At 52.9% G+C, this 13,359-nt stretch carries 9 protein-coding genes and 1 rRNA gene; 3 read left to right on the top strand and 7 right to left on the bottom strand.

Translation table 11 applies throughout. The features are described 5' to 3' along the window. Nucleotides 1–112: 112 nt before the first annotated feature. Nucleotides 113–223 (top strand): 5S ribosomal RNA (gene rrf, locus J2I47_RS25910). A 71-nt stretch (nt 224–294) separates the two neighbouring features. Here rrf and J2I47_RS25905 read toward each other — a convergent pair. The 6 genes from J2I47_RS25905 to J2I47_RS25880 form a co-directional block, all read right to left on the bottom strand. Continuing rightward, nucleotides 295–885, bottom strand: a complete 591-nt coding sequence (locus tag J2I47_RS25905) for a LutC/YkgG family protein (RefSeq protein ID WP_207367538.1) — start codon at nt 883–885, stop codon at nt 295–297. Beyond that, nucleotides 878–2,281, bottom strand: coding sequence for a lactate utilization protein B (locus J2I47_RS25900; protein WP_207367537.1), 1,404 nt, complete (start codon nt 2,279–2,281; stop codon nt 878–880). The genes J2I47_RS25905 and J2I47_RS25900 overlap by 8 nt, the downstream gene beginning before the upstream one ends. Next, complete coding sequence (locus J2I47_RS25895) at nt 2,278–3,036, bottom strand: (Fe-S)-binding protein (RefSeq protein ID WP_207367536.1); 759 nt, start codon at nt 3,034–3,036, stop codon at nt 2,278–2,280. Before J2I47_RS25895 ends, J2I47_RS25900 begins: the two co-directional genes overlap by 4 nt. Beyond that, nucleotides 3,033–4,421 (bottom strand): FGGY-family carbohydrate kinase, encoded by a 1,389-nt coding sequence (locus J2I47_RS25890; protein ID WP_207367535.1) that lies wholly within the window; start codon nt 4,419–4,421, stop codon nt 3,033–3,035. The genes J2I47_RS25895 and J2I47_RS25890 overlap by 4 nt, the downstream gene beginning before the upstream one ends. Before the next feature lie 280 nt (nt 4,422–4,701). Further along, on the bottom strand, nt 4,702–5,979 hold the full coding sequence (locus tag J2I47_RS25885) for a sugar isomerase (protein WP_207367534.1): 1,278 nt from the start codon (nt 5,977–5,979) through the stop codon (nt 4,702–4,704). A gap of 108 nt (nt 5,980–6,087) precedes the next feature. Beyond that, nucleotides 6,088–8,232 carry a bifunctional aldolase/short-chain dehydrogenase gene (locus tag J2I47_RS25880; protein WP_207367533.1) on the bottom strand — a complete coding sequence of 715 codons (2,145 nt, stop codon included), beginning with the start codon at nt 8,230–8,232 and terminating at the stop codon, nt 6,088–6,090. A 95-nt stretch (nt 8,233–8,327) separates the two neighbouring features. Between J2I47_RS25880 and J2I47_RS25875 the strand changes: the two genes are divergently transcribed. Next, on the top strand, nt 8,328–9,344 hold the full coding sequence (locus J2I47_RS25875; protein WP_207367532.1) for a GntR family transcriptional regulator: 1,017 nt from the start codon (nt 8,328–8,330) through the stop codon (nt 9,342–9,344). Between the two features lie 159 nt (nt 9,345–9,503). Continuing rightward, nucleotides 9,504–11,027, top strand: a complete 1,524-nt coding sequence (locus J2I47_RS25870) for a glycoside hydrolase family 32 protein (protein ID WP_207367531.1) — start codon at nt 9,504–9,506, stop codon at nt 11,025–11,027. Nucleotides 11,028–11,235: 208 nt separating this feature from the next. Here the strand turns inward: J2I47_RS25870 and J2I47_RS25865 are convergent, their stop codons facing one another. Next, nucleotides 11,236–13,335 (bottom strand): carboxy terminal-processing peptidase, encoded by a 2,100-nt coding sequence (locus J2I47_RS25865; RefSeq protein ID WP_207367530.1) that lies wholly within the window; start codon nt 13,333–13,335, stop codon nt 11,236–11,238. Between the last annotated feature and the right edge of the window lie 24 nt (nt 13,336–13,359).

The following is a 13,359-nucleotide window of genomic DNA, read 5'->3' as shown; positions in this document are numbered from 1 at the left end:
GATATACATGCTTTGGATCATGTATTAATTATTATCGACTAACCTATCTTTCTTCCCAGTAGTGACAAGACACTGGTCTTTGCGTAGCGATGGTTACGCTAACGATAACTTGGTTGGTGGCAACGGGCGGGTGAACACCTTTTCCCATTCCGAACAGAGCCGTTAAGCCCCGCACTGCCGATGGTACTGGTGTCACGACCGGGAGAGTAGGCGGCCGCCACCTTGTCTTTTCCAAAGCTCTTCTGCCCAGGCAGAAGAGCTTTTTTTATGTGTATATAAGTGGTAGTCTGAACCTTAGTCTGGCAGAACATAAACAACAAGGCTGCGCGCGCCATGCGCCCCAATGACCAGACTTTGTTCTATGTCAGCTGTTTTAGATGGGCCTGCGATGAATGTACCAAAACCAGTTTTATTCACTCTGATTTGCTCGTATGCATTGTGCATATTAGGCACAATAGCCGTTCGGTGAATGACGATGGCAAGAAACTGAGTAATCATGGGCAAGGCCCGGTGTGGTAGGTGCTGCTCGTCGACCCAAATAGCCCCGTTTTCGGCCACCGCCCATTGCCCTTCAATAATGGCCAGATTGACGCTTGCCAGTTCATGGGGGTCTAGGATGTGAACAAGTGAAACATCGGCCAGATGGGCCAGTTCGGGTAAGGTAGTGACTACGTCGAGTAATTTTGGAAACAGCTGCTGAAGATGTGTCTCAATAGACAGGTAGTCGGGTACTTCAACCGCCAGCCCACCAATCGATGCCAATACGGCTGAAAACTGGGCCAGGTTGTCGGTATAAGAGGTGTTAAACCTGAATTCATCTGGCAAGGGGATCAGCGTGGGCTGATTTGCCTTGATAGTAGCCAGCATATGGTCTCGACTATTCATGCTTTGGCTGGTCAACGTACCATTCACGAAAACTCTTTGCCGGTGCTTCGGGCATTTCGCGTTGTGTGTACCATGGGTTTAGCCCGTTCTCGATTAATGCGGGTGTGAAACGCAATACGCCACGCCCTACACTGCCGGCTATTCGATAGAGTCGGGGTGATTCCAGCACCATGGCCATCGTTTTCATCGCTACTGTTTTGGTTGTAGGGCCGTATCCTTCCTGCATCAGTACCTGCCGCCACTTATACAGTTGTTCGTGAATGTCGATTTTGACGGGACAGACATTCGTACAGGAACCACAAAGCGTAGACGCAAACGGCAGGTCAACGTTTTGGCGCATGTCCAGATTTGGCGCCAGAATAGAACCAATTGGTCCCGCAATGGCACTATGGTAGCTATGTCCGCCACTGCGTCGATACACAGGACAGGTATTCAGGCAGGCGGCACACCGAATGCATTTGAGTGAATTACGAAAATCGGCCCGCCCCAGTTGACGGCTACGGCCATTGTCGACAATAATAAGGTGAATCTGCTGGTCGGCTTCGTCACCGTGTCCCTTGCGTGGCTTATGAAAATGACTCGAAAACGTGGTAATGGGCTGCCCCGTGGCCGAACGAGCCAGGAGTCTGAGAAAAACACCCAGATGCTCGGCTTTCGGAATGATCTTCTCGAAACCCATGCTGGCAATGTGTACGTCGGCCAAATGGACGCCCATGTCGGCGTTGCCTTCGTTAGTACACACCACAAATCCGCCCGTTTCGGCAATGGCGAAGTTGACACCGGTGAGGGCTACTTTCCGCGTCAAAAACGTTTCGCGCAGGTGTTGCCGGGCGGCTTCAGTGAGGTATTGCGGGTCAGTGGCGCCCGCCGTGGTGCCAAGGTGTTTGTGGAATGTATCACCCACATCCGACTTTTTGAGGTGAATGGCAGGCAGCACAATGTGCGACGGTTTTTCACCCCGCATCTGTACAATCCGTTCACCCAAATCACTATCGATCACCTCGATACCGTGCTCGACCAGGTATTCGTTTAAACCACATTCCTCCGTCAGCATCGACTTCGACTTAACCATCTGTCTGGTATTTGTCAACTGTAAAATACTGAGGATGATAGCGTTATGCTCGGCCGCATTGGCGGCCCAATGCACGGTGATACCGTTTTGAACTGCCTTCGTTTCAAACTCGACCAGCAAATCATGCATGTTCGACAGCACGTGATTTTTGATTTGCGAAGCCGCCTCGCGGAGGGATTCCCACTCAGGAATTTGCCCCGCGGCTTTGTCGCGTTTCGCCCTTACGAACCAAAGCGTTTCGTCATGCCAGTCAACGCGGGCTTCGTCTTTGTTGAACACCGCCGCCGCGTCGGGGTGATCGAGTCTGTTTTGCGGATGGCTCATAACGTGTTGGTCAACAATTCAGCAATATGTTTCACCTGTACCGGCGACTGCATACGTTTCAAAATCCCTTCCATGTGCATCAAACACGACACATCGACGCCAGTAATGTAGTCGACACCCTGCCGCAGGTGGTCGGCCACGCGATCTTTACCCATTTTGGCCGAAACGGCTTCTTCCGTCACACAGAATGTGCCGCCAAACCCACAACACTCGTCGGGCCGGTCAAGTTTGACCAACTTAATACCCTCAATTTGCTGTAGTAACTGAACAGGTTTCGAGTAGGGTGGGGCCATCAGTTCCGACATCTGCGAGAGGTGCAACCCGCGCTGTCCGTGGCAGCTTTGGTGCATACCCACGCGAATTGGTGTTGTGCGCTTAGGCATCAACGAACCCAGATCAGTCACTTTTACTACATCAGTCAGGAACTCGGTTAGCTCATAGATCCGTGAACGAATGGCCGTTGCGTGGGCTTCATTGGCTTCATTTTGGCCGTGTAAATGCTGTTTTATGTGTAGCGTACAACTCCCTGAGGGCGAAACGACATAGTCATAACGGGCAAAATTACGAATGAAGTTTTCGTCGCATCCCCCCGTCAGGTACGCATAGCCAGAATTGGCCATGGGCTGCCCGCAGCAGGTTTGGGTTAGCGGATAGTGCACGGTACAACCCACGGCCTCAAGCAGCCGAAGTGTAGCCACGGCAACATGGGGGTAAAATTGGTCGACGTAGCAGGGGATGAAAAGTCCGACGTTCATTGCGTTGGGTAAAGTTTCAGGTCTATGCTGTTGGTTGGCATCGACCCACTGTTCCAATGGTCATGGATGGCCAGCGCCGCGCCCAGCGCCGATGCCTGTGCTACCGAAGCAGCATATACGGCGATGTCGGGAAAAGCCCTGGCCAGGAGGCTCATGTAAATCGGATTTTTGCCAAAACCACCATCGACGAACAGGCGTTTAACGGGCGAATCGGCTATAACTAAGTTAGTGGAAATCAACTGTTGCGCCATAATGTCGAGCATAAGCTGATGGTAAGCCAGGTCATATGTAGCGAAGGTGCTCAGGTCGCGGTTGTTGAACACAGAACCAGTCATGGAGATGAGTGCTTCTTTCTTGCCAAATTCAACGGTTTTGCTCTCTGGAATGCGTTGTTGAAGCGTGTCTATCAGCCCAGGGTCGTAGGCTACGGTGGTGTAGTAATCGGGAGAGACGTTGAAATGGTTGGCGAGGCGTTTTACCTGTTGCTCGTGTTCGTAGCCCGCAAAGAGGCGCGACGCTTTCACGGGCTGACCACCGTAATGCAGGTAGTTCAGGCAGTCATACTGCAATTCTTCGGCGGTGAGCGGTTGACGATTGAAGGGGTTCATACTCACGCACCACGTACCCGTAGAGAGCAGTACAAATGGCTCCTTAAAAGCACTCAGATACGGAATCAACGCCGCCGATGAGTCGTGCAGCCCTACGCCAACTTCTACTGAATGACCATTCAGCGGTACGTCAACCACGTGGTCGGATGGCGTAATCGGCCCAAATATGTCTGTAAGCCCTTCTTTCTTAACCCAATCGGCATAGTCCTGTTTGGTAAAATCCCAGAGCATGGTATGGCAACCAAGGCTGGTGCAATCGGTGACGGGCTGACCCGTGAACAGAAAACTGACATACTGCGGCAGGTGCAGCGCATACAGAATTTTATCAAACAGCGCTGGTTTGTCGTACTTGATCCGATACAACATCAACCCCGAGTTGAGGCTATCCAGACAGGGCGAAGCCGTTTGTAACGACAACTTAGCCGGTTCGCCGTAAGTGCTGTAAAACTGTTCACGCAGGGTATCCGGGAAAGGCTTGAGGTAATTATACAGCTGACCAACGGGTTGATAGTCAGCGTCTATATAAGCCAGGCTGGCTCCGTAGGTAGAGAAATTAACCGCCTTTATTTCGAACGTTGGTAGTTGTTGCGCCCGCATCAACCCATTACGTACCCAGGCATTGAGCCTCGCCACGTCTTCGCAGGGATCGCCGTCTTCATCAGCAATGTCAGTGAATGTCTCGGCTTGTTCCCAGACAATGCGGTACTGTTCGTCGAAGAGAAACAGTTTCTTGTTGGTCTTGCCAATGTCGAAGATCGCGATGACGGGAAGAGGCATGAGTGAAGAATGATGAGTGGAGAGTGGATGGTGAGGGGTGAAGGTTGAGGGTTGAATGGTAATTTGGGCTGCGTCGTTGTCACTTGGCTCCAGCCAAGTGACCCCTATCAAAGGGCCTCCGGCCCGTAGGTTGACTTTGCAGCAATAGGCCAATATAACTCAACGTCGCACTACGGGCCGGAGGCCCTTTGAATATACGTCACTCGGCTGGGCGCCCCCGGCTGGAGCCAAGCGACAACGGTGGGCAACGGTGCAGTCCAAATTACTCCCTCACCATTCACTACAATCCCGTAGCAACGGTTTTCAGACCGCGTTCGCTAATGAGTTGTCGGCGGACGTTTTGGCGGCGGAACAGAGCTAGGGGGTTAAGGGCACCCCCGGCGCGGCGGTTGGCTTCGGCCACGAGTGGGCGAACGTCGGTGCGGAATGCGTCCTGCAACAGCTCCTGCGCCTGCACTACGTCGTTGGTTTCGCGGGCTTCTTCCAGTGCGGCGCGGTCAACAAGCAACGCCTGTGCGTAGGCCATCTGGATGGCGTCGACCGACTGAAGCAGATCTTCGAGGGGGTCTTTTACGTTGTGGCTCGCGTCGATCATCCAGCCCAGGCCGGTGGCGTGATCCATGCCCCGCGCATCCATCCCGTCTACTAATTCGTTGAAAATCAGAAACAGCTGATACGGTTTGATGCTGCCCGCCGTGAGGTCGTCGTCGCCATATTTCGAATCGTTGAAGTGGAAACCGCCCAACTTGCCTTCGTGCAACAGGATCGCCACGATCTGCTCGATGTTGGCATTGGGCAGGTGGTGACCAAGGTCAACGAGCGTATAGGCTTTGGGACCGAGTTTGGTGGCGTAGAGCAGGCTGCTGCCCCAGTCGCCGACGGTCATGGAATAAAAGTTAGGTTCGAAGGCTTTGTATTCCACAAATAGCTTCCAGGCATCGGGCAGGGCGGCGTAAATCTGTTGCAGGCTGTCGAGGGTGCGGTCGAAGGCTTTACGGAAATTAAGCTGCCCGGGAAAACACGATCCATCTGATAACCACACCGTCAGCGAATCGGACCCCAACGCCACACCATGCCTGATGACCTCGATATTATGCTCGATGGCCTGCCGCCGCACGGCCGCGTCGGTATGTTGCAACGACCCGAACTTGTAGCTATGTGCCTGCCCGGTAGGCTGATCCTGGAAGGTGTTGGAATTGACCGCATCGAAGCGCAGACCATAGTGAGCAGCAAGTTGCCTAGTGGCTTCAGGGTCGGTTGGGATATCCCACGGAATATGGAGTGAAATAGCCCCGCTGCTGCGGTTGAGGGCATGCAACAGTCCAACATCGGCGATTTTTTCGTCGAGGTTACGGGGTTCACCGCCACCACCAAACCGCCCGAACCGAGTGCCGCCCGTACCCAATGCCCAGGATGGAATGGCAATCTGAAACGCTATCAGCTTTTCAATAATTGTTTCGGCGGCGCCAACCTCATCAGTCCAATAGGCCAGCTTCCGGCGGTGACTGTCGAGGTGCTGCTGATTGAAATCGGCTATCGTTTCGGGGGCAAGGAGCATTGATTTAACCAGTTTAGGGTAATGATGGGCCGCAGATTTTTATGATGCTTATGATGGATTATGATCTTATTTAATCATAAGCATCATAAAAATCTGCGGCCCATATGTTTATCGAACAAAGGCCATGGCCACACCGCCATCTACGTTTAGCACGTTGCCGGTTGATTTAGCCAGCAATCCACCCACAAAAGCAAAGCAGGCGTTGGCAATGTCGTCGGGGAGGATTACCTCGCCCAGCAGCGTACGTTTGGCGTAGTAGGCGGGGAGTTCAGCTACCGTAACCCCATAGGCTTTGGCGCGGCCTTCGGCCCAGGCGCCGGCCCAGATTTTCGAGTCAGAGATGACCGCGTCAGGGTTGACCACGTTTACACGGATGTGGTCTTTGCCCAGTTCCGCGGCGTTGAGGCGGCTCAGGTGCAGTTGAGCCGCCTTCGCCGAGCCGTAGCCCGCGTTGTTGGGACCCGAAACCAGCGCGTTCTTCGAGACAATGTTCAGCACATCGCCGCCCAGGTTCTGCTTGCGCATGGTGTTTACCCCCGCCTGCGTGACCATAAACTGACCTTTTACCAGAATATCGTAGAGGGCATCCCAGTCGGCTTCGGTATGTTCTTCCAGTGGTTTCGAGATGCTGATGCCTGCGCAGTTTACCACAATGTCGACCCCGCCAAAGGCGACCGCCGCTACGTTGAACGCGGCTTCAATGCTGTCTTTTTTGGTTACGTCGAGATTGGCAATAGCGTGGGTGTCGCGGCCATAACTGCTTTTGAAGGCTTCGTCGGCTCCGGCCAGTCGGTCAGTGTCGAAATCGTTGATGATAACACAGGCGCCTTCGTCGGCAAATTTGCGGGCGATGGCCTTACCAATACCCCCCGCGCTACCCGTGACAAGCGCAATTTTGCCCGACAGTGCCTTGGGTTTGGGCATCCGTTGCAGCTTTGCCTCTTCCAGCAGCCAATATTCAATGTCGAATGCTTCCTGCCGGGGCAGCGAGGTGTATTCTGAAACGGCCTCGGCACCCTTCATCACGTTGATGGCGTTGGTGTAAAACTCCGCCGCCACCCGCGCCGTTTGCTTGTCTTTGGCGAAGGTAAACATGCCCACACCCGGATACAGAATCACCACCGGGTTGGCATCACGGATGGCGGGGCTGTTGGGGTGTTTGCAGGTATCGTAGTAAGCCTGATAATCCTTGCGGTAAGCTGCAAAGGCGCTGTCGAGGTAGGCGGTTGCGTCGCCTTCCAGTTGGGCTGGGTCCAGCACCAGCGGGCTTATTTTGGTGCGCAAAAAGTGATCGGGGCAACTCGTGCCCATGGGTGCCAGCCGCGACAGGTCGTTGGAGTTGATGAACTCCAGCACCCGCGCATCGTCGGTAAAATGGCCGATCTGATGCCGTTCCGATGAGCAGTAACCGCGCAGGGTTGGGGCCAATGCAGCAGCTTTGGCCTGCCGGTCGGCGGGGGCGAGGGGGCTGATGGCGGCACCACCAAAGACGGGGCGGCTCTTGCCATAGTTCGATTCAAGGTATTCGGCGCAGGTCTCGATTACCTCGAGCGTGTTCACATAGCTTTCGTAGGCGGTGTCGCCCCAGGTAAACAGTCCGTGCGAGCCGAGCATAATGCCCCGGATGCCGGGGTTATCGGCCAGGCACTGCGCCAGTTCCAGACCTAGTTCAAAACCGGGACGGCGCCAGTCTACCCAGCCAATCTGCCCGTTGAACAACTCCTGGGTAATGCGTTTACCATCCTTCGCTGCGGCAATGGCAATGGCTGCGTCGGGGTGGAGGTGGTCGATGTGTTTAAAAGGCAGAAACCCATGCAAGGGCGTGTCGATAGACGGTGCTTTCGAGGCCAGATCATAGATGCAATGGTTGAACAGTTCTACCATTTCGTCTTCGTGCGCCAGCCCGCGGTACACGTTTTTCAGGTTCAGCAACCGGTCTACGTAGAGCGCCGCCAGACCACTTCGTTTTAGGGTACCAATGTCGCCGCCAGACCCTTTGATCCACATCACCTCGGCGAGCTGACCCGTAAGGGGGTCGGGGGCCATGGCTTTGCAGGATGTGTTGCCGCCGCCATAATTGGTCAGGCGCAGGTCGGCACCCAGCAGGTTAGAGCGGTACAGGAGCAGAGCTACCTCTCGGTCATAGTCGGTAGTGCCGGGCAGGGCTGCCGCCGTAGCTTCGTCCCAGAGGTAGCTGACATGCCGAAACGTTTGAGAATTTACTGGAGTGGTTAATGGGTGAGCCGCTTGCATAAAGTTGGTTATCCGGTCGGTTTTGTGCCAAATCGGTAGCAGTACAAAAGTAACTAAAGACCCGGCCGGGCTTTCCCATACTGTCCTATTGAACCATGCTCTATCATATTAAAATCAACGATTACTCGAACACGCCCAAATACCAGCAAATCTATAATTCGATTGTGGAGGGTATCGAGAATCACGACATTTTACCCGGCGACAAACTGCCGTCTATCCACGAAGTGTGCGCCGAATTTGACGTAGCCAAAGGCACGGTGGAGCGGGCCTATGAACTGCTGAAAGAAAAAGAGATTGTGGGTGCCGTGAAGGGGAAGGGCTTTTACATTAATTATACGCAGACGGGAAAAAACCTGAAGATATTCCTGCTGTTCAATAAATTGAGTGCCCATAAAAAGCTGATCTACGATGCTTTCGTAGAAGCACTTGGTCCTGGTATCAGCATTGACTTTTTCATCTACAACAATGACTTCCGCCTCTTCCGCGACCTGATTCAAACCCATGCCCGTAACCATACGCACTTTGTCATTATTGCCCATTTTTTCGAGGGTGGTGATAAAGCCTATGAGCTTATCAACAGCCTGCCGAAACACAAACTGGTTATCCTTGACAAACTGCTTGAGGGTGTGACGGGGCAGTACGCCGCTGTTTTCCAGAACTTTGAAAAAGACCTCTATCAGGCCTTAACAGATGCCTTACCGCTACTGCGCAAATACACTACACTGAACCTGCTTTTCCCGATCTACACCTATCACCCACGCGGTATTCTAAACGGTTTCTACAAGTTTTGCGCCGAGCATCAGTTCACGGCCAAAATTGTCCGCGATATCCAGAAAGAGGTGATTCAGCCCAAAAACGCCTACATCAATCTGATGGAAGAAGACCTGGTTGAACTCATAAAACAGACAAAGGCCACGCCCTTTGTGCTGGGTGAGGAGGTGGGTATTTTATCGTATAATGACACGCCGCTGAAGGAATTTTTGCTGGAAGGTATCACCGTGCTCTCAACCGATTTTGCGCAGATGGGCCGTACCGCCGCCCAGCTAGTGCTCACCAATAGCCGCGAACACATTGAAAACCCTTTTCGGCTTATTGTGCGGAAATCACTTTGATGTTCGGTAGGATGACTTCTGGGCGGTTTTTGTCATCCCGACAGAGGAGGGATCTATTTTCCTAATACACAATACAATTGGAGGAGACTAGATCCCTCCTTCGTCAGGATGACAAAAAAATACTTAATCCAAATCCACAATGTGCAACCTTTTGCCCATATGAAAATCCTGACTCTAAAAATTGCCCTTCTGCTCACTACGGCCCATTTTTCACTTGCCCAGCCAGCCCTGAAAGCAGAAGAGTACCGACCCCGGTATCACTTTACGCCGCCAAAAAACTGGATCAACGACCCCAACGGGACGATTTATGCCAACGGCGAATATCACCTGTTCTACCAGCATAATCCTTTTGGCAACGAGTGGGGCCACATGAGCTGGGGCCATGCTACCAGCAAAGATTTGATCCGCTGGCAGCACCTGCCCCTGGCAATTCCAGAGTTTACCAGCGCCGATGGAAAGTCGCAGACAGCCATCTTCTCGGGCAGTACCGTGGTTGACAAAAACAATCAAAGCGGTCTTTGTCCTGTGGGTACCAAAGACTGCATGGTGGCCATCTATACCGGCAACGTCTCTGCGGGTGGCAAGCAAACTGCGCAGTACCAAAACCTGGCCTACAGCGCTGATAAAGGCCGCACCTGGACCGAATACGCCCATAATCCGGTGCTGGATTTGCATACTAAGGAGTTTCGTGACCCGAACGTATTCTGGTATGCACCCGGCAGGAAATGGCTTATGGCGGTGATCAAACCTACCGATCACCAGGCGGCCTTTTACGAATCGGTCAATCTGAAAGACTGGAAACTACTGAGCCTTTTCGGTCCCATGGGCGACACTACCCGCGTCTGGGAATGCCCGGCCCTGTTTGAGGTGCCGGTGGAAGGGTCGTCGGCGAAGAAGTGGGTGCTGACGGTGTCGAGTGGGCACCGGCAAAAAAACTACCTCGCCATGCAGTATTTCGTGGGTGATTTTGATGGGAAAACATTTACGCCTCAGCGGCAAAACGAGATTTTGTATGTGGACGAGGGTAAAGACTTCTACGCTGGTATTCCGTTCAACGACCGCCCCACCAACCGCCGGAAGCCAATCATGATTGGCTGGCTCAACGATTGGGAATATGCCAACAAAATTCCCACCACGCCTTTTAAAGGAGCCATGTCGGTACCGCGCGAGTTGAGTTTGCAGAATACGCCGCAGGGATACCGGTTAGTGCAAACGCCTATATCGCTGGCTGCTTTCCGCAAGAAAGTGACGACCATCACCAACATGACTGTCGACAAGCCTACGCCGCTTGGCTATGCTGGTGAGTCTTACGAACTGGAAGCTACCATCACAGTAGGCTCAGCCAAAAAAGTGGGTATTCGATTGCTGAAAAGCGGAGCCGAAGAAAGCGTTCTGACCTACGATACCGCCACTCAAACACTCTCCTTCGACCGGACGCATTCAGGCAACGTAACCTTCAGCGACCGCTTCCCCAGCATTGAATCGGTGCGGGTTGCTCCACAAAACGGACGGCTGAAACTGCACCTGCTGGTTGACAAATCTATTATCGAAATCTTCGCCAATGATGGTCAGCGAGTGATGACGGACCTGGTGTTTCCTACAAAGCACGAAGGCAACATCGAGCTGTTTTCCGACGGTGGGGCTGCCGTTTTTGACGCGTTGACGGTTTGGGAGGTGAAATAAGTTTCCTGCCTTCTGCTAATTTGTTGCACAAGTAGTGGGTGTAGCTACGCGCTGAAGGGTGCTGACGCCTGGCCCTTCGACTGGGCGTCAGCAACCTTCAGCGCGTAGCTATGCGCTATACTTGTGCAACGGAGTATTACTTCGCTGCACACAAAAAAAGGGTCCAGACGGTAGTGTCTGGACCCTTTTTGGTAAAAAAACTAATCGACTAGTTGTTGCTGTTCATGGCCGTTTTGACTTTGCCTTGCAGCGCAATCATATCCGACAAAATACGTCCGGCTTCAATCAGGTACGTGTCTTTTTTCTTCTTTGCCTTTGCCGTAGCGGGCGTTTCAGGTGTTTCAGAATCAAGCGCGCCAGACTTATCAAGGGCAGCTACTTTCTTGTCAGCGTCGTCTTTTTCTTTCTTGCGCTTACTCTCCTGCAACGACACCGTCGTGTTCTCTTTCGCTTTTTTGAAATCAACCACGGCTTGTGCTTCACGCTTCAGATCGACGTCTGTCTTCAAACGCTGCTCATATTTCTCACGCAGGCGGGTAGTCAGCTTGTCATTAATAAAGCTGGTGGCATCGAAGCGGGTCGAGGCGATCTGATCCCAGGGGAGGGCACTTGCCTGTGCACTCTCGCCGTACTCTTCTGCCGAAAAGCGCGAGGGAAATGAAATGTCGGGCGTAACGCCTTTGTGCTGCGTACTGCTACCGTTGATGCGGTAAAACTTCTGCACCGTCATTTTCACCTGACCCACTTTATCCTGCTCTTTTGGCAACATGTTATTCAGATCAATAAGCTGCTGCACGGTGCCTTTACCGAACGTCTGACCACCCACAATCAGCCCGCGTTTATAATCCTGAATAGCCGCCGCGAAAATCTCTGAAGCCGAAGCGCTAAACCGGTCAACCAAAATCGCCAGCGGACCGTCGTAAGTAACAGACGGATCATTGTCGGCCATCACTTCGGTATCGCCGCCAGAGTCACGCACCTGTACTACGGGGCCTTTTTGGATAAACAAACCGGTCAGGTTGATTGCTTCCAGCAACGAACCACCACCATTACCGCGCAGATCGAGCACTACGCCGTCTACCTTCTGCAATTTCAATGAGTCGATCAGGCGTTTCACATCTGTCGTCGTACTGGCCACTTCACTTTCGCGCCGACGGGCCGCGTCGAAATCACGGTAGAACAGAGGTACCGTTACCACGCCAAGTTTATAGTTACGACCGTCTTCGGTAATGTCAATAACCTCTTTGTGAGCACGTTGCTCTTCCAGCTTGATTTTTTCCCGAACAATCCGGATCTCTTTAGGCACGTCGGCAGCAAGGGCCGTAGCGGGCCGTACCTGCAGGCGTACTACCGTGCCTTTGGGACCTTTAATCAGTTTCACAGCATCGTCAACCTGGAAACCAACAATGCTCACCATGGGACCATTGTCGCCTTGTGCTACGCCGATGATGCGGTCACCTTTGGTGAATTGCTTACTCCGGAAAGCAGGACCACCCGGCACCAGATCCGATATTTTCGTGTATTCACCGTCTTCCTGTAACAGCGCGCCAATGCCCTCCAGCGACTGACTCATTTCCTGGTTGAACAGATCGGCGGTGCGGGGCGCGAAATAGTTGGTGTGTGGATCAAGGGCTTCACCGAAGGCGTTCATATACATCTGGAACACATCTTCGCTCTTGATCCGGCCCTGCCGACGTTCCAGGCTTTTATAACGGGTGCTCATCAGGCTGGCTACGGCTGTATCAGCCTTACCTGTCAGTTTTAGCTCCAGTGCCTGGTTCTTGAGCATTTTGCGCCAGAGTTCGTTTTGCTCTTCCAGATTTTTAGGCCATGCCGCCTTCTCCCGATCTGTATTGTACGACTCATCGGCCGAGAAATTAAACGGCTTACTCAGCGTCTGCTTTACAAAGTCTGACCGTTCGGCCAGCCGTTTACGAAACACGTTGAACATATCGAAAGCCGCCGTCAGGTCGCCATTTACCAGTGCATCGTCGATCTGAAATTTGTACTTGTCGAACGCTGCAATATCCGACGCCAGCAGATAGACTTTGCTGGCATCCATTTCTTTAAGGTAGTTGTCCCAAACTACCGCCGACAGCGAGTCACTCAACCGCACTTTGCGGTAGTGATGCCGGGTCAGCAATTGCGTAACAACCTGCTCCACACGCTCCTGGGTCATCGTCGGCTTCAAATCGTCGGCGGCGGGAGCCTTAGCAGTAACAGACGGCACAGGGGCCGACGTAGAGCGTGAGTCGGGCTGAAGACTCAGCATCAGCACAGGAATCAGCGTGATCAGGTATTTTCTCATACACAATGAGTGAATGAGCGATTG

Source organism: Fibrella rubiginis (assembly GCF_017353185.1).
GTDB classification, from domain to species: Bacteria; Bacteroidota; Bacteroidia; order Cytophagales; family Spirosomataceae; genus Fibrella; species Fibrella rubiginis.
The sequence above is the reverse complement of the archived record's forward strand: the minus strand, read 5'-3'. Positions and strand labels throughout refer to the sequence as shown.